At 64.6% G+C, this 21,353-nt stretch carries 19 protein-coding genes; 7 read left to right on the top strand and 12 right to left on the bottom strand.

Features of this window, described 5'->3' with window-relative positions:
- Positions 1–10 precede the first annotated feature (10 nt).
- From QM615_RS08530 to QM615_RS08515, 4 genes are read right to left on the bottom strand one after another with little or no spacing between them, the layout of a single operon-like run.
- Positions 11–895, bottom strand: a complete 885-nt coding sequence (locus QM615_RS08530; protein ID WP_149406952.1) for a carbohydrate ABC transporter permease — start codon at positions 893–895, stop codon at positions 11–13.
- Entirely contained in the window at positions 895–1,845 is a 951-nt protein-coding gene (locus QM615_RS08525) for a carbohydrate ABC transporter permease (protein WP_037196012.1), read from the bottom strand. The genes QM615_RS08530 and QM615_RS08525 overlap by 1 nt, the downstream gene beginning before the upstream one ends.
- The gene (locus tag QM615_RS08520; RefSeq protein ID WP_441344161.1) at positions 1,842–3,194 is read right to left on the bottom strand and encodes an ABC transporter substrate-binding protein; all 1,353 of its coding nucleotides are present in this window, start codon (positions 3,192–3,194) and stop codon (positions 1,842–1,844) included. Before QM615_RS08520 ends, QM615_RS08525 begins: the two co-directional genes overlap by 4 nt.
- The gene (locus QM615_RS08515) at positions 3,191–4,216 is read right to left on the bottom strand and encodes a sugar-binding transcriptional regulator (protein ID WP_094640484.1); all 1,026 of its coding nucleotides are present in this window, start codon (positions 4,214–4,216) and stop codon (positions 3,191–3,193) included. The genes QM615_RS08520 and QM615_RS08515 overlap by 4 nt, the downstream gene beginning before the upstream one ends.
- 115 nt (positions 4,217–4,331) lie before the next feature.
- Between QM615_RS08515 and QM615_RS08510 the strand changes: the two genes are divergently transcribed.
- Together QM615_RS08510 and QM615_RS08505 are read left to right on the top strand one after the other, a co-directional pair.
- Complete coding sequence (locus tag QM615_RS08510) at positions 4,332–5,354, top strand: NAD(P)-dependent alcohol dehydrogenase (RefSeq protein WP_149407089.1); 1,023 nt, start codon at positions 4,332–4,334, stop codon at positions 5,352–5,354.
- Entirely contained in the window at positions 5,351–6,826 is a 1,476-nt protein-coding gene (locus tag QM615_RS08505) for a mannitol dehydrogenase family protein (RefSeq protein WP_149406951.1), read from the top strand. Before QM615_RS08510 ends, QM615_RS08505 begins: the two co-directional genes overlap by 4 nt.
- On the opposite strand, the gene QM615_RS08500 is transcribed toward QM615_RS08505, so the two are convergent.
- The 5 genes from QM615_RS08500 to QM615_RS08480 all read right to left on the bottom strand — a co-directional run bounded on the left by QM615_RS08500 (position 6,810) and on the right by QM615_RS08480 (position 12,566).
- Positions 6,810–7,475, bottom strand: a complete 666-nt coding sequence (locus QM615_RS08500) for a potassium channel family protein (RefSeq protein ID WP_149406950.1) — start codon at positions 7,473–7,475, stop codon at positions 6,810–6,812. The genes QM615_RS08505 and QM615_RS08500 overlap by 17 nt on opposite strands.
- Positions 7,468–8,781 (bottom strand): TrkH family potassium uptake protein, encoded by a 1,314-nt coding sequence (locus tag QM615_RS08495; RefSeq protein WP_149407088.1) that lies wholly within the window; start codon positions 8,779–8,781, stop codon positions 7,468–7,470. Before QM615_RS08495 ends, QM615_RS08500 begins: the two co-directional genes overlap by 8 nt.
- A 197-nt stretch (positions 8,782–8,978) precedes the next feature.
- A complete protein-coding gene (locus tag QM615_RS08490; protein ID WP_149406949.1) occupies positions 8,979–10,178 on the bottom strand; it encodes an L-talarate/galactarate dehydratase in 1,200 nt (399 codons plus the stop codon).
- Positions 10,179–10,251: 73 nt separating this feature from the next.
- On the bottom strand, positions 10,252–11,205 hold the full coding sequence (locus QM615_RS08485) for a 2-hydroxyacid dehydrogenase (protein ID WP_149407087.1): 954 nt from the start codon (positions 11,203–11,205) through the stop codon (positions 10,252–10,254).
- 14 nt (positions 11,206–11,219) lie between these two features.
- Entirely contained in the window at positions 11,220–12,566 is a 1,347-nt protein-coding gene (locus tag QM615_RS08480; RefSeq protein WP_149406948.1) for an enolase C-terminal domain-like protein, read from the bottom strand.
- A 288-nt stretch (positions 12,567–12,854) separates the two neighbouring features.
- On the opposite strand from QM615_RS08480, the gene QM615_RS08475 reads away from it, so the two are divergent.
- From QM615_RS08475 to QM615_RS08460, 4 genes are read left to right on the top strand one after another with little or no spacing between them, the layout of a single operon-like run.
- Complete coding sequence (locus tag QM615_RS08475; RefSeq protein WP_149406947.1) at positions 12,855–14,453, top strand: aldehyde dehydrogenase (NADP(+)); 1,599 nt, start codon at positions 12,855–12,857, stop codon at positions 14,451–14,453.
- Between the two features lie 32 nt (positions 14,454–14,485).
- The gene (locus tag QM615_RS08470) at positions 14,486–15,412 is read left to right on the top strand and encodes a 5-dehydro-4-deoxyglucarate dehydratase (RefSeq protein ID WP_068048978.1); all 927 of its coding nucleotides are present in this window, start codon (positions 14,486–14,488) and stop codon (positions 15,410–15,412) included.
- Positions 15,412–16,680: a glucarate dehydratase family protein gene (locus tag QM615_RS08465; protein ID WP_149406946.1), complete on the top strand. Its 1,269-nt coding sequence runs from the start codon at positions 15,412–15,414 to the stop codon at positions 16,678–16,680. The genes QM615_RS08470 and QM615_RS08465 overlap by 1 nt, the downstream gene beginning before the upstream one ends.
- 50 nt (positions 16,681–16,730) lie before the next feature.
- Positions 16,731–17,678, top strand: coding sequence for a GGDEF domain-containing protein (locus QM615_RS08460; RefSeq protein ID WP_149406945.1), 948 nt, complete (start codon positions 16,731–16,733; stop codon positions 17,676–17,678).
- 22 nt (positions 17,679–17,700) lie between these two features.
- Here QM615_RS08460 and QM615_RS08455 read toward each other — a convergent pair whose 3' ends face one another.
- On the bottom strand, positions 17,701–18,243 hold the full coding sequence (locus QM615_RS08455; RefSeq protein ID WP_149406944.1) for a TetR/AcrR family transcriptional regulator: 543 nt from the start codon (positions 18,241–18,243) through the stop codon (positions 17,701–17,703).
- An 81-nt stretch (positions 18,244–18,324) separates the two neighbouring features.
- On the opposite strand from QM615_RS08455, the gene QM615_RS08450 reads away from it, so the two are divergent.
- Positions 18,325–19,251, top strand: coding sequence for an alpha/beta hydrolase (locus QM615_RS08450; RefSeq protein ID WP_149406943.1), 927 nt, complete (start codon positions 18,325–18,327; stop codon positions 19,249–19,251).
- A gap of 4 nt (positions 19,252–19,255) precedes the next feature.
- Here the strand turns inward: QM615_RS08450 and QM615_RS08445 are convergent, their stop codons facing one another.
- Together QM615_RS08445 and QM615_RS08440 are read right to left on the bottom strand one after the other, a co-directional pair.
- Positions 19,256–20,641 (bottom strand): sensor histidine kinase, encoded by a 1,386-nt coding sequence (locus QM615_RS08445; RefSeq protein WP_188078740.1) that lies wholly within the window; start codon positions 20,639–20,641, stop codon positions 19,256–19,258.
- A 6-nt stretch (positions 20,642–20,647) separates the two neighbouring features.
- The gene (locus QM615_RS08440; RefSeq protein ID WP_149406942.1) at positions 20,648–21,322 is read right to left on the bottom strand and encodes a winged helix-turn-helix domain-containing protein; all 675 of its coding nucleotides are present in this window, start codon (positions 21,320–21,322) and stop codon (positions 20,648–20,650) included.
- Between the last annotated feature and the right edge of the window lie 31 nt (positions 21,323–21,353).

Here is a 21,353-nt window from a genome sequence, read left to right as displayed (position 1 = left end):
AGACTTTCTCCTATTTGATGGCGCCGAAGGACAGACCGCGCACGAGCTTGTTCTGCGCGAACCATCCGGCAAGGACGACGGGGAGTGCTGCGAACGTCGCAGCGGCGGAAAGCTGGGCCCAGTACAGGCCCTGGCCGGTGATGAATCCGACGAGGTACACCGGAATCGTCTGGGCCTGAACGGCAGTGAGGTTGACGGCGAAGAAGAACTCGTTCCACGAGAAGATCACGCAGATCAACGACGTCGCTGCGATACCGGGAGAGACGAGCGGCAGGATCACCTCGCGGACCGACGTCCACAGCGACGCACCGTCCATGCTGGCGGCCTCGAGCAGTTCCGACGGCACCTCCATGAAGAACGAGCGCATCATCCACACGGCGATAGGCAGATTCATCGCGGTGTAGAGAATCACCAGTGCCCAGATGTTGTCGAGCATGCCGATGTCACCGACGATGACGTACAGCGGAACGATGACGGCCACGACGGGCAGCATCTTGGTGGAGATGAAGAAGAACAGCACGTCCTGGGTTTTCTTCACCGGCCGCAGCGACAGCGCGAATGCTGCCGGAACACCCAGCAGCAGAACGAAAATCGTCGAGACGATCGTCGCGAACGCCGAGTTCAGCAGGGTGGTGCCGATGCCGCTCTCGAGGACACCTCGATACTGATCGAGGGTGGGGGTGAAGATCAGCTTCGGCGGGTTGGAGTAGGCGTCGGCCTCCTGCTTGAAGCCGGTGATCACCATCCAGAGAACCGGGAAGAAGAACGCGATACCGGCCACCCAGGCAACGAACGACCAGATCGTGCCCGGGCCCCACTTGCTCTTCTTCCGGATCTCCTGCCCGTCGGAGGTCTGCGCGACGGCCTTCTTCTTGCTCGTGGTTGCCGTGCTCATCACGCCGCCTCCTCGTTTGCGCTGAAGCTCTTGAAGATCAGTCTCAGCGCCAGTGTGCTGAGAACGATGGTTGCCACCACGGTGACGACGCCCATGGCCGCGGCCTGACCGATGTCGAAGCCGAGGAAGGCGCGCTGGTAGATGTAGAACGGCAGGTTCGCCGACGCGACTCCCGGTCCACCGGAGGTCATCATGTAGACGGCATCGAAGGTGTTGACCAGATAGATCGCACCGAGGACGGTGCCGAGTTCGATGAAGCGGCGCAGGTGCGGCAACGTCAACTCACGGAAGAGTTTGAACGGGCCTGCCCCGTCGACACGCGCAGCCTCGGCGATGTCCTTCGGCATGGACTGCAGGCCGGCGAGGATCAGCAGCATCATGAACGGCGTCCACTGCCACACGAGGTTCGTCATGACCGCGGCCAGGGGGAACCGCGATACCCAGTCGATCTCACCGACTCCGAACGGGCTCAGCGCGAAATTGATCAGGCCGAAGACGGGATCGAACATCGTCGTCTTCCAGATCAGCGCACCGGCGACCGGGGTGACGAGAAACGGGGTGATCAGCAGCGTGCGAATCAGACTGCGTCCGATGAACTTTCGATCGAGCAGCAGAGCGAGGGCCAGGCCGAGGACCACCGAGATGATCACGGTTCCGACGATCATGATCACGGTGTTCATCGCGACCTCGCGGAACTGACTGTCGCGGAACACGTCGATGTAGTTGTTCAGACCGTTGAACTCACGCGAACCCGGACGAACGAGGTTCCAGGACTGCGTCGAGTAGTACAGCGTGAACAGGAACGGGATCTGCGTGACGATGATGGCGAACACCAACGCCGGCAACAGTGGCCCGCGTCGACGCCACCCCTCTGCCTTGGAGATCGTTCTCGGTCTCGGTACGAACTTCTCCGGTTCGGCCGGAGCCGTCCGTTCTTCGGTGGTGGTCATCCCTGGTCCTCCTGGTACGTCCTGCCGACCACTTCGGCGTATTGCTGCGCTTGGTCGAGCGCGTCGTCGACGCTGATCTGTCCGGCGATCGCGGCACTGATCTGTTGGCTGACCCGGGTACCGAGGTCCTGGAACTCCGGAATGGTCAGGAACTGGACTCCGGTGTACGGAACCGGATCCACGGTGGGGTCGTTCGGGTCGGCACTGTCGATGGAGTCGAGGGTCAGCTGACCGTAGGCCGCCGACGCCTCCGCGTACTCGGGAATCTCGTAGGTCGAGAGTCGACTTCCGGGAGGCACACGCTCCCAACCGAGTTCGTTACCGACCTTGTTCAGGTATTCCTTGCTGGTCATCCACGAGACGAACTTCCATGCCTCGTCGGGCGCCTCGCTGGTCTTGGGGATGCCCAGTGCCCAGGAGTACAGCCAACCGTTGTCGCCCTTGGCCGCCGACGGGGCCTTGGCGTAACCGATCTGCCCGACGACGTTGCTCGACGACGGGTCCTCGAGGACCGAGACGGCCGAGGTGGCGTCGTACCACATGGCGGTGTTGCCCTGGGAGAGTTGCGTTCCGCACTCACTGAACCCACTGGTCGCCGCGCCGGCCTGACCGTGCTCACGCACGGTGTCGACGTAGAACTGCACGGCTTCGCGTACCTCGGGACTGTTCAGCTGGGCGTTCCAGTTCTCGTCGTACCAGCGGCCGCCGAACGCGTTGATGACCGTGTTGAGCGGTGCGAGCACCTCACCCCAGCCGGGCTTGCCGCGCAGGCAGATTCCGGACAGGCCCGGGCTGTCGAGAGCGGCTGCGGCGTCGGCCACCTGCTGCCAGGTGGGCTCGGCAGGCATGTCGATACCGGCCTGCTCCATCAGATCCTTGCGGTACATCAGGAACGACGATTCACCGTAGAACGGCACCGAGTACATGCTGCCCTCGTACGACAGCGACTCCTTCAGCGTGGGAATGAAGTCGTCCTCGTCGTAGCCCGGCGTGGCGTCGGCGTACTCGGAAAGATTGGTCAGCCAACCGTTCTCGGCCCACTGCGGGGTCTCGAAGTTGCTGATCATCACCACGTCGAACTCACCGCCGCCGGTGGCGACCGAGGCCGTGATCTTGGCTCGGGCCTCGTTCTCCGAGAGCGACACGAACTTCAGGTTGATACCCGGGTTCTCCGCCTCGAACTCCGGAGCAAGCGAAATGGCATCGGACATCTGCGAATTCGAGACGATCGCGACGGTGACCGTCGTACCGTCACCATCACCACCGAACGAGCCGGCACCGGCACATCCGGACACCACCAAGGTCGTCGCGAGCGAGGTCGCGACAACCACCTTCGGTAGAACTTTCACTGAGATACCTTTCCATTCGACGCTGATGTGGATCGATCCACAAGCCAACGCGCACTTTCGATGTCGGTGACCAAGATCGATGCCAGTCCACCGCGCAGTGCACCGAGCAGCGCTTCGTGTTTTCGTTTTCCGCCCGTGACGAGCACCGCCCGATCGCAGGCCCTGATGGCGTCGAGCCCCACCGACACGGTTCGGCCGGGGAGTGATCCTCCGGTGTCCTTGCCGTCGGCGTCGTAGAACCGTCCGCCGATCTCACCGACCGCACCGAGTCGGCGCAGTTCGTCGAGCACCTCGAGGTCGATGAAGCTGCCCTCGAACAATGTGGTGGACGTGGAAACGGGACCGATGCCGTACATCATCACATCGGCATCGGTCCCGGCTTTGAGTGCGCGAGAGATCACGGAGTCCTGCTCCAACGCAACGACAGTCGCCTGATCGGCGTACAGCGGCGCATTGAGCCTGATGGGTGTCGCCTGCAGGTACGCAGCGCACCGTCCGAGTGTGTACTCGACGCCGGTCTGGTAGTCGGCCGAGGTGATGGAACCGTCGAGTTGCACCACCGCAGCACATTTGGTGGACCTGGTCTTGAGCGAGCTGGCGACCGCCACCGTCTCGGGTCCCCAGGTGAAGCCCAGCACATCCTTGTCCTGGAGCCGACGAGAGAGCAGCGTCGCCGCTGCCCGGCCGAGGGAACCGTAGCCGGCGTCCGTGCCGTCGATGACGTCCGAGACGACGAGCACCTCGGTCAGCCCGAACTGCGCTTCGAGTTCACGCTCGATGTCGGCGTGCACGGTGCCCTGCAGGTCGTCGGGAACGTTGATCTCGATGGTCACCAGTCCCTGGGTGCGAGCGCGTGCAACCAACCGCCCTGCTGTGGGGCGTGAGACACCGAGCTTCACGGCGATCTCGGCCTGAGTCGCGCCTTCGAGGTGGTACATGGTCGCGGCGCGCAGAGCCAGGCGCAGATCCTCTCCGGACCGCGGAGACTTCGACCCCGCCGGACCGGATGACGATCCATCCATTTCGCCTCCCAAGTTGTGAGCAGATGCTCAGCTCGTGTTCATCTGCTCACTAAGCTAACATTAAGGTGTGATCTACACAACACCCCCCGACGGCGGGCGACCCGTGCCACAGTCCATGCAGGCCAGCGTCCTCACCGCAGCACAGGAGATACGACTCGAAGAACGGCCCGTCCCCACCCCCGCGCCCGATCAGGTCCTCGTACAGGTCACGGCGGTCGGGGTGTGCGGTTCCGACGCGCACTACTACCGGGAGGGGCGCATCGGCGAGTACGTGGTCGACGGCCCCCTGGTACTCGGGCACGAGGCCGCGGGCGTCATCGTGGCCGTGGGCAACGACGTCTCCGACACCCGCGTCGGGCAGCGCGTGTCCATCGAGCCGCAGCGCCCCGATCCCACCAGCGCTCAGTCCCGCGCAGGCCGCTACAATCTGTGCCCGGCCATGGAGTTCTTCGCGACGCCGCCCATCGACGGCGCGCTCGCGGAGTACGTGTTGATCCAATCGACCTTCGCCCACGACGTCCCCGACGACATCTCCGACGAGGCTGCTGCGCTCTTCGAGCCGCTGTCGGTGGGCATCGCGTCGGCCCAGAAAGCACGGATCTCCGCGGGCTCGAGCGTGCTCATCGCGGGAGCGGGGCCCGTCGGGCTCGTCACCGCGCAGGTCGCGCGTGCGTTCGGTGCCACCGAGGTGATCGTCACCGACATCGACGCCTCCCGCCGGGCCAACGCGCAGAGGTTCGGCGCGACTCGCGTGCTCGACCCCGCCGCTGAGGACGTGCGCTCTCTGACGGTCGATGCGTTCATCGACGCGTCCGGTGCGGCCCGAGCCGTGATCGACGGCATCCACGCGGTCCGGCCCGCAGGTACGGTCGTCCTCGTCGGCATGGGTGGATCAGATTATCCGCTGCCGATCTCGCTGATCCAGAACCGAGAATTGCTGCTCACCGGCGTCTTTCGCTACGCCAACACATGGCCGATCGCACGCGCGCTGGTGGCGTCGGGCATGGTGGATCTCGACGCGATGGTGACGGCGCGATTCGGGCTCGATGGCGTCGAGGATGCATTGAACGCGGACAGGCAACCCGGAAGCATCAAAGCCGTAGTGATTCCAGGACTTTCGAAGGAGAACGACGCATGAAGTTGAACTCGCAGAACCTCGCCGACTTCATCGAGGACGTCGCGGTTCCGACGTACGACCGATCCGAGGTGACGGTCGGCATCGTGCATTTCGGTGTCGGCGGCTTCCATCGCGCCCACCAGGCGATGTACGTCGACCGTCTGTTGCAGCAGGGGCAGGCGCTGGACTGGGGAATCTGCGGCGTCGGCGTACTGCCCGGCGACCGGAGAATGAACGACGTCATGCAGGCACAGGACTGCCTGTACACGTTGGCGCTCAAGCATTCCGACGGGACGTGGGACACCCGCGTCATCGGTTCCATCGTCGAGTATCTCTTCGCACCGGACGACGCCGAGGCCGTGATCGAGAAGATGGCAGCCGACACGACGAAGATCGTCTCGCTCACCATCACCGAGGGTGGCTACAACTTCTCCGCGACGACGGGCGAGTTCGACGCCGACAATCCGGCCATCGTCGCCGACCTCGCCGACGGCGCTGTTCCCGCAACGACATTCGGGCTCGTGATCGAAGCGTTGGCTCGACGCAAGAGCCGCGGAATGGCACCGTTCACCATCATGTCCTGCGACAACATCGAGGGCAACGGACACATGGCGCAGTCGACGTTCACCGCGTTCGCGCGCCTGAAGGATCCGGCGTTGGCCGACTGGATCCAAGCCGAAGGCGCGTTCCCCAATTCGATGGTCGATCGCATCACGCCGGTCACGACACCGGAAGTGACCGAACAGCTTTCGTTGCGCTACGCCATCGACGATCAATGGCCCGTTGCGGGCGAACCGTTCACGCAGTGGGTGCTCGAGGACAATTTCACCCTCGGCCGTCCGCCGCTGGAAGAGGTGGGCGTGCAGGTGGTCGAGGACGTCACCCCCTACGAGCTGATGAAGCTGCGGTTGCTCAATGCCAGCCACCAGGCGCTCGCGTACTTCGGTTACCTCAGCGGCTATCGCCTCGTCCACGAGGTGTGCCAGGATTCGCTGTTCGCCGATTTCCTGCTCGCCTACATGGACGAGGAGGCAACCCCGACGCTGCAGCCGGTCCCCGGCATCGATCTGACCGACTACAAGAAGACGTTGATCGAGCGGTTCTCCAACCCCGAGATCCGCGATACCGTCGCTCGCCTGTGCGCCGAGTCCTCGGACCGAATTCCCAAGTGGCTCTTGCCCGTCATCCGCAAGAACCTCGAGACCGGCGGTGAGATCACCCGCTCCACCGCAGTGGTGGCCAGTTGGGCTCGATACGCCGAGGCCGTGGACGAGTCCGGCGAGCCCATCGAGATCGTCGACCAGCTCAAGGATTCACTGGTGCCGATCGCGCAGAGTCAGCGCGAGAACCCCACGGCGTTCATCGCCAACCGCGCGGTGTTCGGGGATCTGATCGACAACGAGCGGTTCGTGGCCGAGTACACGAAACAACTGTCGTCTCTGCAGGAGCGGGGAGCACGCGAGACGCTGGAATCGCTCAGGTCGACTCACTGAATCGTTCGGCGTCTCGAACCTGACCGGAGACGATGACGGTATCGCCTGCACCGATCACCGTGTCGGCCGTGGCGTAGGTGAATCCTTCGCCCTGTCGCTTGACCGCGACGACGGTGACGCGATGTTTGGTGCGTATTCCGCTTTCGCCCAGCTTCTTTCCGATGATGGAGGCGGGCGGAGAGGTCTTGATCATGGCGAAACCGTCGTCGAATTCGATGTAGTCCATCATTCGGCCGCGCACCAGATGGGCGACACGCTTACCCATGTCGTGCTCGGGCCGCACCACATGGTGCACGCCGATCTGGTTGAGGATCTTGGCGTGCGCGTTGCTGATCGCCTTGGCCCAGATGTTGGACACCGACAGGTTGATCAGCGCGGACGCGGTCAGCAGACTTGCCTCGAGATCGGATCCGATGCCCACGACTGCGCGGTCGTACTCGTGAACCGACAGTTGGCGCAACGACTCCTCGTCGGTGGTGTCGGCCACGGCCGCGTGTGTGAGTCGGTCCGAGACACGTTGCACCACAGCCTCGTCGGTGTCGATGCCGAGGACCTCGACGCCCTGGCCCATCAGTTCCAGCGCCAGCGACTTGCCGAAGCGGCCGAGGCCGAGGACGACGACGACGTCGGAGGACGGTTTCCTAGCCAATGAACGGCCTTTCCGTGGGGAGCGTGTAGCGCCGACCGCGGTCGCGGGCGGCGAGGGCGCTGACGAGAGTGATGGAACCGATGCGGCCCAGGTACATCAGCACGATCAGGATCATCTGTCCCCACCCGGGCAACTGTGCGGTGATACCGGTCGACAGACCGACGGTGGCGAAGGCCGAGACGACCTCGAACAGCAGGACGTCGAGGTCGAAGTCCGTGCCCGCCAGCAACGCGACGACCGGGAGCATGACCAACGCGACGCCGATCAGTGCCACGGTCAACGCCTGACGTTGCACGCGCGCGTCGATCCGACGATCGAACACCGTCACCTCTCGGTCGCCTCGGATCTCGGCCAGGATGACGAACAGCAGCAGTGCGAACGTGGTGACCTTGATGCCGCCTGCGGTTCCGCCGCTGCCACCACCGATGAACATCAGGACGTCGGTGACCAGCAGGGTTGCGTTGTCGACATCCGCGTAATCGACACTGTTGAACCCTGCGGTGCGGGGCATGATTCCCTGGAACGTCGCGACGAGCATCTTGTCCCAGAAGCCGAATCCTCCCAGCGTTCTGGACCACTCGAAAAGCATCACGACCGTCGGTCCGAGTACCAACAGAACTCCGGTGACGGTCAGCGTCAGTCGTGTGTGCAGCGACCAGCGGTGGGGCGCGCGACCGCCCTTGGCTCGGGACCGAACTCGACGCGCGATCTCGAAGAGAACCGGAAATCCGATGCCGCCCAACACGACCGCGATCAACAGTGGAATGCAGATCCATGGATCGGTGGCGAACCCGATCATGTTGTCGCTGAACAGCGCGAAGCCGGCGTTGTTGAACGCGGAGACCGCATGAAAGGTCCCCAGCCACAGAGCACGACCGAGAGACTCGTCGTATCCGAGGAAGAAGCGCGCCGCGAGGGCTGTCGCGACGACGCTCTCGATGATCAGACTGGTGCGGAACACGCCGACGACGACGCTTCGGACATCACCCAGACCCGAGGTGCGCACCTCTGCGGCCGCGTTGAGCCTGCCGCGCAGACCTATTCGATCGGCAAGGACCAGACCGACCAGGGACGCGATCGTCATGATCCCGAACCCGCCGATCTGAATCAGGGTAAGGATCACGCCCTGCCCGAATCCCGACCAGTACACCGGAGTGTCCACCACGATCAGGCCGGTCAGACTGACGGCCGAGGTGGACGTGAACAACGCCTGCAGAAACCCGGTCTCGCTGCCGGGCACGGTCGCCGCCGGCAGCGACAGCACGCCCGCACCTATCGCGATGGCGAGCGCGAACCCTGTGGCCATGACCCGAACCGGCGTCGGCCTGAAGATCGCGGACCATCGCGATGCCTGGTGAGCGTCTGTCACCCGAGAAACAGTACGCTCCGCCTCGCCCCATGTGAGTGGAAGAGCCGCTTCGCGGCACGTGCACGAAAACTCGTAGCAGAGGTCGAGTTTCCGTGCACCTGCGCGTCAGCGCTCCCGCGTCAGCGCTCGATGCGTCAGCGCACCACTACCTTTGCCACCGTCCACGCACGACCCTGTTCACTCAACGTGAAGCCCAATCCCGGGCGCGCGGACAGATGCATGCGCCCATCTCGTGTTTCGAGGTGTTCGTCGAACAGCGGGTCCAACCAGTCGAAGTGCTCCACCCACGTCTGCAGTGGATACACCGCCGCGAGGTGCAGATGGATCTCCATGGCGAAGTGCGGGGCGAGTTGCAGATCGTGATGCTCTGCCAGCGTGGCCAACTTCAGGAACTGCGTGATTCCGCCGATGCGGGGAGCGTCGGGTTGCAAGATGTCGACCGAGCCGGCCTCGATGAGCCGGACGTGCTCGCCGACGCTCGCCAGCATCTCTCCCGTCGCGATCGAGGTATCCAGGCTGCGAGCGAGCTGGGCGTGCCCCTCGGCGTCGTAGGCGTCGAGGGGTTCCTCGATCCACACGAGGTCAAATTGCTCCAGGATTCGGCCCATGCGCTGCGCGGTCGGGCGGTCCCACTGCTGATTGGCGTCCACCATCAACGGGACGTCATCGCCGAGAAATTCACGGACCGCTGTGACGCGGGCGATATCGGTACGCCAATCCGGTTGGCCCACCTTCAGTTTGATGCCGCCGATGCCGTTGGCCAGTGAGATGGCGGCGTTCTCCATGACCTCCTCGATGGGAGTGTGCAGAAAACCACCCGAGGTGTTGTACGTCTGCACCGAGTCGCGCGCCGAGCCGATCAGCTTGGGCAGCGGCAACCCCGCACGCTTGGCTTTGAGATCCCACAGCGCGATGTCGATCGCGGCAATCGCCTGCGTCGCAACACCACTGCGGCCCACCGAGGCACCGGCCCACACCAGCTTGTTCCAGATCTTGCCGATGTCGTTCGGGTCCTCACCGATGAGGACCGGAGCAATCTCCTGGGCATGCGCAAACTGGGCGGGGCCGCCCGCACGCTTGGAATAACCGAAACCGATTCCCTCATGGCCCTGTTCGGTGCGAATCTCCGCGAACAGGAACACCACCTCGGTCATCGCCTTCTGCCGACCCGTGAGCACCTTGGCATCGCTGATCGGATTCTTCAGCGGCAACACGATCGAGGACAATGTCACCTCGACGATGCGGTCGAGGCTTGCATCCCCAGGAGCCAGTGCCCTGACGGCGGCGTCCGGTGCGGCGAGTCCACTGGTGGGCTTGTCCGTTGCGATGGTCATCGTGCAACTCCTGAGTTCGTCGATTATGTTGCCTCCCAGCCTATTTCGGCGAACTATGCACGTCCAACACCTTTTACCGGCTCAACGATGCCGCCAATGCACGGATGTTCGACGCGATATCGGCGACTCGGCCCACGAACGTGTGGTGCGTGACGCCCGACGAGTGGGGCGTCATCAGCACGTTGTCGAGTTCGCGAAACGGCAGCGAACTCGGTTCGCCCACACCGTCCGGCCCCGGGTAGCGGTACCAGACATCGATGGCAGCTGCGGCGATCTCGTCGCGAGACAGTGCGTCGAACAGTGGCTGTTCCTGCACCAAGGGCCCACGGCCGACGTTGACGAGTATCCCGTCCTCACCCAGCCTCCGAAGTTCGTCGGCACCGATCATCCCGCGAGTGTGCTCGTTCAGCGGTGCGGAGACCACGACAACATCCGCGAAATCGGCGAGCCTCGTCAAACCCCCTGCATCAGCGACCCATTCGAGGCCCTCATCCGGAGCTCGTCCACTCCCGGTGACCGCAGCGCCGGTTGCCCCATAGGCCTGGAACAGTTGCCAGGTTCTTCGACCGATATGCCCGAAGCCGACAAATCCGATGCGGGCACCGCTCAGCGACAACGGTTGCGCGATGGTCGGGTCGTAGACGGCGGTCACGAACCGCCCCTCGCGCAGCGCCCGATCCTGTTGCAGAAACTTACGTCGCAACATCACGGTCGCAGCAACGACATACTCGGCAATCGACTGCTCGTGGTGAAACGTGTTGCACACCTGCACATCGTCTGCCAATCCGGAACGATCGACATTGTCCGTTCCAGCGCCCGCGACGTGCACCATACGCAGATTCGGCGCAGCGGCACCCATGGCCGCACTGAACTTGCCGCCGACGTAGACGTCCGCGTCGGCAAGTTCGTCGATGACCCGACTCTCGTCGAACGGTACGCACCACACCACCTCGGCATCGGCGGGCAGACCCGACTCGAACTGCTCCCGATGCGGCAGCACATTACGGTCGCCGACGACGATCTTCATCCGCGCACCGGAACTCATCGCACCAGGGCCGGCCGCTTGCTGTCGAACGTCCATCCCTCGATCAGGTACTGCATACCGATGGAGTCGTCGCGGGAACCGAGACCTTCCTTCTGGTACAGCTCGTGCGCCGCATCGATCTGCTCGAAGTCGAGCTCGACACCCAGACCCGGCTTGTCGGGCACGGTGAGGTAGCCGTCCTCGATCGTGAACGGCTTTTTGGTCACTCGCTGTCCGTCCTGCCAGATCCAGTGCGTGTCGATGGCCGTGATCGTTCCTGGAGCGGCCGCGGCGACGTGGGTGAACATGGCCAGTGACACGTCGAAGTGATTGTTGGAGTGCGAACCCCACGTCAGACCCCACGCATCGCACAGCTGCGCTACGCGGACAGAACCGGCCATCGTCCAGAAGTGCGGGTCGGCCAACGGGATGTCCACGGCACCGGATCGGATGGTGTGGCCCATCTCGCGCCAGTCGGTGGCGATCATGTTGGTCGCGGTCTGCAACCCGGTGGCGCGCTTGAATTCGGTCATCACTTCTCGACCGGAGAATCCGCCCTCCGGTCCGACGGGGTCTTCGGCGTAGGCCAGGACATCGCGCAGTCCACGGCACGTCTCGATGGCGTCCTTCAACAACCAACCGCCGTTGGGGTCCAACGTGATTCGAGCCTCGGGGAATCGCTCGGCCAGTGCGCGCACCGCAGCGGCCTCCTCGGCGGCGGGCAGCGCACCACCCTTGAGCTTGAAGTCCTGGAATCCGTACCGGGCCTGCGCCGCCTCGGCGAGGCGCACGATCGACTCGGGATCCATGGCCTCCTCGTGCCTGATGCGCATCCAGTCGTCGGCCCCAGCGGCCTCGTCGGCTGCACCACGGTAGGCGAGGTCGGTCTTGGTGCGATCGGCGACGAAGAACAGGTAGCCCAGAGCCTGGACCTTGTCACGCTGTTGACCGTCTCCCAGCAACGCGGCGACGCTGACGCCGAGATGCTGGCCGAGTAGATCCAGTAACGCCGATTCCACCGCGGTCACAGCGTGAATCGCGATCCGCAGATCGAAGGTCTGCGCGCCACGGCCCCCGGCATCACGATCCGCGAACGTGCGGCGCATCTCGGCCAGCACGGCGTTGTACCGTCCGATGCCCTGGCCCTCGACGAGTACCCGCGCATCCTCGAGAGTCTGCCGAATCGCCTCTCCACCCGGCACTTCACCGACGCCGATGCGCCCATCCGAATCGGTGAGCACCACCAGATTGCGGGTGAAGTACGGGGCGTGGGCTCCACTGAGGTTCAGCAGCATGTCGTCGTGACCGGCAATGGGAATGACGCGCATCTCGGCGACGACGGGGGTGCTCGTGGGGACGCTCATGTCCGACCTCTCTCATACGCCATCGGTGACTCGGCTCACAGACGAGACTAGGACTCCCGATCGATTCATGTCCAAGACCATCTGCGCATCGACCGATGCAGTAGTGGCATCGGTACGCACAACGGGAGCCCATCACACCTGGCAGCGCGATCGATACCGAGAGTGGATCGAATACGACTTTTTTAGACTTGGACATGTATCGATCGCCCTTCTACCGTGGTGAGCTATGAGCCAGGTCACGCCTCGGCGTCAGTGCACGCACCGCATCACAGCCCTAGGAGTCACCCCATGACAGCGTCGACGACACAGTCCACCAATCTCACCGGCCGGATGATCATCGCCGGCGTCCCGGTATTCGGTGCCGGCGCGCAGATTCACGGAATCGACCCCAGCACCGGCAGAGATCTCGAACCCGCCTATGGGCACGGAGACAACAACGACGTCGAGAAGGCCTGTGCCGCAGCGGCCGACGCGTTCGCCGACTACCGGGCCACGTCCTCGGAGACCCGCGCGCAGTTCCTCGAGACCATCGCCGACAACATCGCAGCGCTCGGCGACACCCTGATCGAGCGCACCGTCGCCGAGTCGGGGCTTCCGCTGGCCCGCATCACCGGCGAGGTCGGCCGCACCACCGGGCAACTGCGTCTGTTCGCTTCCGTTCTGCGCGAGGGTAGTTGGAACGGAGCCCGTATCGATCCGGCCCAGCCCGAACGCGCGCCCCTCCCCCGCGCCGACATCCGCCAGCGACAGATCCCCCTGGGACCGGTAGCAGTGTTCGGAGCCAGCAACTTCCCACTCGCCTTCTCCGTCGCCGGCGGCGACACCGCGTCCGCCCTCGCAGCCGGATGCCCCGTAGTGGTCAAAGCACACGACGCCCACCCGGGAACGTCCGAGTTGGTCGGCCGCGCAATCGCCGACGCGGTGTCCTCCACCGGAATGCCCTCGGGAACGTTCTCACTGCTGTTCGGCTCCGGCCGCGGACTCGGTACCGCTCTGGTGACGGACCCTCGCATCAAGGCCGTCGGCTTCACCGGATCACGCTCGGGCGGAACGGCTCTCGTCGCCGCGGCGGCCGGTCGCCGCGAGCCCATCCCGGTGTACGCCGAGATGAGTTCCATCAACCCCGTGTTCGTCCTGGACGGCGCACTCGCCGCCCGGGGAGCCGAACTCGGCCGCGCCTTCGTCGCATCGCTGACCATGGGCTCGGGCCAGTTCTGCACCAACCCCGGTCTCGTCATCGCCGTGGACGGCCCCGGCCTGCAGTCCTTCACCGAGGCAGCAACCGCCGCTGTCCAGGAGTCCACACCCACCACGATGCTGACCCCGAACATCGCCGCGAGCTACGCCGAGGGCGTCGACACTTTGAGCGAAGTCGTGACCGAGCTCGCCAGGGGTACCGACGCACAGGCCCCGAACGCCTGCCGCGCAGCACTGTTCGCCACCGACGCCGATACGTTCCTCACCTCCGATGCAGCGCAGGCCGAGGTGTTCGGCGCGTCGAGCCTCATCGTTCGCTGCACCGATGCACAGCAGGTTCGCGACGTCGCCGCGCTCCTCGAAGGGCAGCTGACCGCCACTGTCCATGCCGACGAGTCCGATCACGCCGAGGCAGGCAAACTCCTCTCGGTTCTCGAACTCAAGGCCGGCCGCATCCTGTTCGACGGTTGGCCCACCGGCGTCGAGGTAGGCCACGCAATGGTCCACGGCGGCCCCTTCCCCGCCACTTCCAATTCCCGCACCACCTCGGTCGGATCTCTGGCCATCGAGCGCTTCCTGCGTCCTGTTTCCTACCAGGATGTGCCGAAGTCTCTGCTGCCCAGTGCAATTGCCGACGGCAACCCAGAGGGCATCTTCCGCCGCGTCGACGGCCAGCTCACCCAAGACTGACTCACCCCCACCTAGTTCTCGAGGAGACCACCATGCTCGACGGAGTCCTGTTCTTTCCCGTCACCCCGTTCACTGCCACCGGTGAGGTCGATTACGACCTGCTGGCCGCGCACATCGCGAAGGGTGTCGATGCGGGACCCGGTGGGGTGTTCATCGCGTGCGGCACCGGCGAATTCCATGCTCTCGAAAGCGAGGAGTTCGGCAAGATCGTGCGCACCGCGGTCGACGTCGTTGCCGGCCGCGTACCCGTGTACGCCGGTGCAGGCGGATCCGTCGCCCAGGCAAAGGCATTCGCGGCGAGCGCGAAGACCAACGGAGCCGACGGCATCCTGTTGCTGCCGCCGTATCTGGTGACGATGCCGCAAGCCGGGTTGGTCAACTACACCAAGGCCGTTGCCGGCGCCTCGGATCTGCCACTGATCGTCTACAACCGCGGCAACGCTCGCTTCACCGAGGACTCGGCCGTCGAGGTGGCGCAGCTGCCCACCGTCGTCGGATTCAAGGACGGCACAGGCGATCTCGATCAGGTCGGCCGCATCGTTCGCGCGGTACTGGACGCGCTGGAACCGTCGGGCAAGCCCTTCCAGTTCTTCAACGGCCTGCCCACCGCCGAGGTCTCGCAGCAGGCCTACCGGGCCATCGGTGTCACGCTGTACTCCTCGGCAACGTTCGCCTTTGCGCCCGAGCTTGCGCTGGCGTTCTACCGATCCCTCGACAGCGGAAACGAGAAGCTCACAGCCGCACTGCTGCGCGAGTTCTTCCACCCGCTGGTTCGCCTGCGCGACAAGGTTCCCGGCTACGCCGTCTCTCTCATCAAGGCAGGCGTGACGATGGAGGGCATCGAGGCAGGCCCCGTGCGTCCGCCACTGGTGGACATCAGTGCACCGCACCTCGAGGAACTGACCGCGATCGTCGCCGCCGGCCGGGCCGTGCTGGCGGACGAGCTCGCGGTGCACTGATGCAGGATCCGATTCTGATCACCGGCGCTCGGATCACCCCGATCGCGTTCGCCGACCCTCCGTTGCTCAACACCGTCGGTGTACATCAGCCGTACGCACTGCGCGCCATCATCCAGCTCGATACCGATGCAGGCGTCGTCGGACTCGGTGAAACGTACGCCGACACCGCACACCTGGCTCGTCTCGACGCGGCGGCCCAGGCCATCACCGGCCTGGACGTGTTCGCACTCAACGTGATTCGTGACGCCGTCGACTCCGTACTCGGAACCCTGTCGATCACCGGTGGTGACGGCGTCGCCGGAATGATCACCACGGCCAGCACCACCGACCGTGTGTTCTCACCCTTCGAGATCGCCTGCCTGGACGTCCAGGGAAAAGTACTGCAACGTCCGGTGTCGGATCTGCTCGGCGGCGCGGTTCGGGACTCGGTTCCCTTCAGCGCGTACCTGTTCTACAAGTGGGCAGCGCATCCCGGGCAGCAGCCCGACGAATGGGGCGAGGCAATCGATCCGGAGGGTCTGGTTCGCCAGGCTCGAAAGATGATCGACGAGTACGGCTTCGAAGCCATCAAGGTCAAGGGCGGTGTCTTCCCGCCCGACGAGGAGATCGCCGGAATCAAGGCGCTCAGGGAGGCATTCCCGGAGCTGCCGCTCCGGCTGGACCCCAACGCGGCGTGGACGGTCGACACGTCCATCCGCGTTGCCGCCGAGCTCGACGGCATCGTCGAGTATCTCGAGGACCCGACACCAGGACTCGACGGGATGGCCGAGGTCGCGCGGGAGGCGAAGATGCCACTCGCGACCAACATGTGCGTCGTCGCGTTCGATCATCTACGGCCCGCGGTGGTGAAGGATTCGGTGCAGGTGGTGCTGTCCGATCATCACTACTGGGGCGGCCTGCAACGATCGAGGTTGCTCGCCGGCATCTGCGAGACCTTCGAGCTGGGTCTGTCGATGCACTCGAACAGCCACCTCGGCATCAGCCTCGCCGCCATGGTTCATCTCGCCGCGGCGACGCCGAACCTGACCTACGCCTGCGATACACATTGGCCGTGGAAGAACGAGGACGTCGTCGTGCCGGGCGTCTTGAACGTCGTCGACGGCGCAGTGGCGGTTCCCACCGGCCCGGGGTTGGGCGTCGAGATCGACGAGGCCGCCCTCGCAACGCTGCATCAGCAGTACCTCGACTGCGGTATCCGCGACCGCGACGACACCGGCTACATGCAGAGCATCGATCCGAGCTTCGAGAACACGTGCCCACGCTGGTAGGGGGCTAAACTCGCCAGCAGGTCGTGGGGACCGTGCGAGAGGCTAGTGGTGTGAACAGTGGCTGGCAGTACTCTCCTGCGTCGGTAGCGCGGACGTCCGGGGTCAATTGCCTCGTCAGCGGGTTGGTCGGTGTCGTCATCGTCGTCGCGGCGTCCCCCCGGGCCGCCGCGGTCCTGTGTGCGTTGGCTGTGCTGTGGTGCGCACTGGGCGTCTACATGATCGCCGCAGCACCGGTACTTTCCCGGCGGCTGTACCTGTTGATGCATCTGTCGGGCCTGACGAGTATCGCCTTGTTCTGCACCGCTGCGGGCGGCGAGATCGCGGCTTTGTCCGGGATCTTTCTCCAGCTACTGTTGGTGACGCCGGCGTTCATCGTCCTGCCCAACCGTATCGCCTGGCGTACAACGGTTCTCAACGCGAGCTACATCGCGTACCTGGGCCTCGTGGTGGGAGACCTGCACCCTGTTCTGGTGGTCAACGCCGAGCTCGTCCTCGTGGCAATCGCGATCTCTGCGGCCTGGGTCCAGAGCGTTGCATCGACCTCCGAGATCGACGATCTGACCCGACTCGCGAACCGGCGGCGATTGACCCGAGAGCTGGACGCTCGGCCGGGAACGGTCGCGAGCGGAAAGATCGACGCCGTCGCCGTGGTGGACATCGATCACTTCAAGGTGATCAACGACGACTTCGGGCACGCGGCAGGCGATCACGCACTCGTCACCGTCTCGGATGCATTACGCAACTGCCTCCCGCCGCAGCATCTGCTGAGCCGCTCGGGCGGCGACGAATTCACCGTGCTGTGCGTCACCGGCACGGGTGCCGAGCTGCGCACCGCCATCGATCGAGTGCGGACGGAGTTGCCCGCGGACCTGACGATCTCGGTAGGGGTGGCATGTCGACAGGACGGAGAGACCGCCCGCGCGACCCTCGAGCGCGCCGACCGAGCGCTGTACGAGTCGAAGAAACTGGGCCGAAACCGAACGACCATGCACGACTGACGTTCCAGCGATCCGACGACCGTCAGACGCCGACCTTGCGGAACAGCAGATCGATGATCGCGCGTTTCGACGCCTCGTCCTGTGGGTGCGTCAACATGGCCTCGACGACGAAGACGATCATGCGAGTCGCCGGTTCGATCTCGGCTTCACCGACCTCCTCGCGGCGTAGCTCGGCGGCGATCCACTGCTCCCACAACGAGTGAAAATTGTTGTGCCATTTGTCGAGACACGAGGATACCGAGGTGCGGGAGTGCACTGTGTCGACCAGCCGGTGATACTTCTCGAGCTCCTCCACCACCCAGAGGACCTGCTCGTTCACCGAGAGCCCGGTGAGCGCGGCGAACCGAGTCAGCGCATCGGCGTGAATCTCGTCCAGCACCCCGACGAGTAGCTCGTCCTTGTCACCGAAATACCAGTAGATCGTATTGGTGGTCACTCCGGCTGCAGTCGCGATCCGCCCCATCGGCGTGTGCTCGTAGCCGTCGTCGACGAACAGCGACCGAGCGGCGCTCACGATCTCGGAGCGCTTCTCGGCGCGATCGACGGGTCGACGGTTGCGCGGCATGTCGACATTCTATCTTGATCATCATTCAAGACAGTGCTAGCTTCTTGAATGCCGATCAAGGACCAGACGAAGGACCACCACATGAGTGCCGACGACCAGGCCGGATACACCCGCACCGACGAATGGTTCGACTCCGAGGGAGTGCGCTGCGCCGCTGCGGTGTATCGGCCGACCGGAGCCACCGCCGACACACCGGCCGTGGTGATGGCCCACGGATTCGGCACCCCGCGTGCCATTCGCCTGTTCGCCTACGCGGAGATCTTCGCCCGCGCCGGCTACACGGTTCTCGTCTTCGACTACCGCCACTTCGGCGACAGCGACGGCCAGCCGCGGCAGCTCCTGGACATCGGCAAGCAGCTCGTCGACTGGACCAACGCCGTCGCCTACGCCAGGACTCTCGACGGTGTGGACTCCGCTCGCATCGTCGGTTGGGGCACCTCCTTCGCCGGCGGACACGTGCTCACCAGGGCAGGTGCCGGAGAGAATTTCGCCGCTGTCATCGCTCAGGTTCCGCACGTCGACGGCATCGCAGCCGTGCGCGCCACCGGACTTCGGCGCACCGTGAAGCTCGCCCCATCGGCGGTGATCGACCAGATTCGCGCAGTGCGCGGCAAGTCCCCCCGCTACGTCGAATCCGTCGGCTACCCCGGTGATGTCGCTGTGATGGCCACGCCCGACGCCGCGCCCGGTCGCGACAAACTTCTCGCCGAGTCCGGGCTCCAATCCGGCGCCTACCCCGAAACCGTTGCAGCACGGATCCTTCTACGCATCGGGCTGTACTCGCCGGGTAGAACCGCGTCGAAGATCACCTGTCCGGTACTGGTACAGATCATGTCGGAGGACGCCATCACGCCGGCGCCGGTGTGTCAGAAGGTCGCGCGCAGGATTCCCGACGCCACCGTGCACATCCACAAGGGTGGACACTTCGACCCCTACGTGCAGCCGCTGTTCCCGACCATCATCGAGGAACAACTCGCATTCCTCAAAAGGGTTGTGCCGGTGCAGTAGACCCTCACCGGGGAAGCCTGATCTCGAATCGAGCTCCCCCGGTGGCGGCATCCGTCACCCGCACGCTACCGCCGTGCGCGGCTACAGTATCGGCGACGATCGCCAGGCCGAGACCGGCACCTCCCTCGTCCCGGGTTCGCGACGAGTCCAGCCGAACGAAGCGATCGAACACTCGCGTCCGCTCGGCCTTCGGCACTCCCGGACCGTCGTCGTCGATCACGATCACCGCATCATCTCCGGACTCCGAGCAGGACAGCATGATTCGTGATTCCGCGTGCCGAACGGCGTTGTCGACGACATTGCGCACCATGCGGGCCAACGCGTAGGGGTCGCCGCTCACTCGGACCGGAACGATGGACAACTCCGTCGCTACATCGGACGTGGCCTGAACACGTTTGGCCTCCTCGTACAACAGATCCTCCAGATCCACGTCACCGGAGACGGCAGCAGCGTCGGTTTCGTCGGACCGTGCGAGAACCAACAGATCTTCGATGAGCCGGCGCATCCGCCGCGCCTCGGGAAGCAACGAATCGTTCACCAGCGCCGCATCGCGCAGTTCGGGTCTCGCCTCCGCCAACTCCAATGCCGCCGTGATCGTCGCCAAGGGACTCCGCAATTCGTGTGAGGCATCGCTGACGAAGCGTTGCTGAGCGCGCTGGCCCGCCTCCAGCCGCTCGAGCATGTGGTTCATCGTGAGTGCGAGACGGGCGATCTCGTCGTGCGTGTCGGGAACCGGAACACGTTCGGTCAGTCGAGCTCCCGAGATCGAAGCGACCCGAGACCTGATGTCCTCCACCGGACTCAGGGCGGCACCGACCAGCCGATACGTGGCGAAGGCCACCAGAGCGACGACGAAGGGACCGACCGCGACGAGCAGGAGCGCCACCGTGCCCACCACCTTCTCGACCGGCTCCCGGTCGGCCCCGACCACCACGGTCGCCCCGCCCCGAGCCGACGTCACTCCCGTCGCGAACACCCAGAACTCACCGATTCCGCGGATATCCACTCGGCCGAGGTCCTGCACCCCCGACGACGGAACCTGCTGCGTCGTCAGCGGTGTGGTCGCATCACCGCGTGAACTCTCCAGCACCGCCCCCGATGCGTCGACGACCTGCACGATGCCCACCTGCCCATCCGTCGCGAGCAGAGAGTTCTCGACGCGCGGCCCCCTGTCGTCGTCTCGATCCTCGGATTCCCATTGTTGAGCGATGAGCGCCACGCGGGCAGAGGCCGCCGACACGGCCGACCTCTCGAGCGAGGAGTAGAGGACACCGACCAGCGCACCACCCGCCGCGATCAGGCACACAGCCACGACGAGCGTCGACGCCACCGCCGATCGCACGCGAACCGTCCACGATCGAGGCCGAAGCATGTCTGTGTGCAGGCGCATCAGAAGTCAGTGCCCCGCAGCGATGCGGTAACCGGCACCACGCACCGTCTCGATCAGTCTGGTCTCGAACGGGAGATCCACCTTCTTGCGCAGGTAGCCGATGTAGACCTCCACGATGTTCTCGTCTCCGTCGTAGTTGGCGTCCCACACCGAACGTACGATCTCGGATTTGTTCGCCACCACGCCGTTTCGCCTCATCAGGTATTCGAGCACGCTGTACTCCCGCGGAGTCAGCGCCAATTCCGTCCCCTGCCGGGTCACGCGGTGGCGAGAGGGGTCGAGCTCGAGGTCCCCGACCGTCAGAACCGCCGGGCGCGCCGGTGCACCCCGTCGAACGAGGGCACGCAGCCGAGCGACGAGAACAACGAACGAGAACGGCTTGACGAGATAGTCGTCCGCACCGAGATCGAAGGCATCGGCCAGGTCGTATTCACCGTCCTTCGCCGAGAGCATCAATATCGGCGTCCACACCCCTTGCTTACGCAGGTCTCGAACGACGTCGTACCCCTGCTTTCCCGGCAGCATGATGTCGAGCACGATCGCGTCGAAATCGCCGGTGACCGCACTGTCGAAGCCGTCGATGCCGTTGTACTCGACTTCCACGACGAATCCTTCGGCATCGAGACCACGACGGATGGTCTCCGCCAGGCGTTTCTCGTCCTCGACCAGTAGTACTCGCACAACGCCCTCTCGAATCGTTGGGGCGGCAGGG

The organism is Rhodococcus sp. IEGM 1341, from assembly GCF_030056895.1.
Lineage (GTDB): Bacteria > Actinomycetota > Actinomycetes > Mycobacteriales > Mycobacteriaceae > Rhodococcoides.
This window is presented reverse-complemented; position numbering and strand designations above follow the sequence as displayed.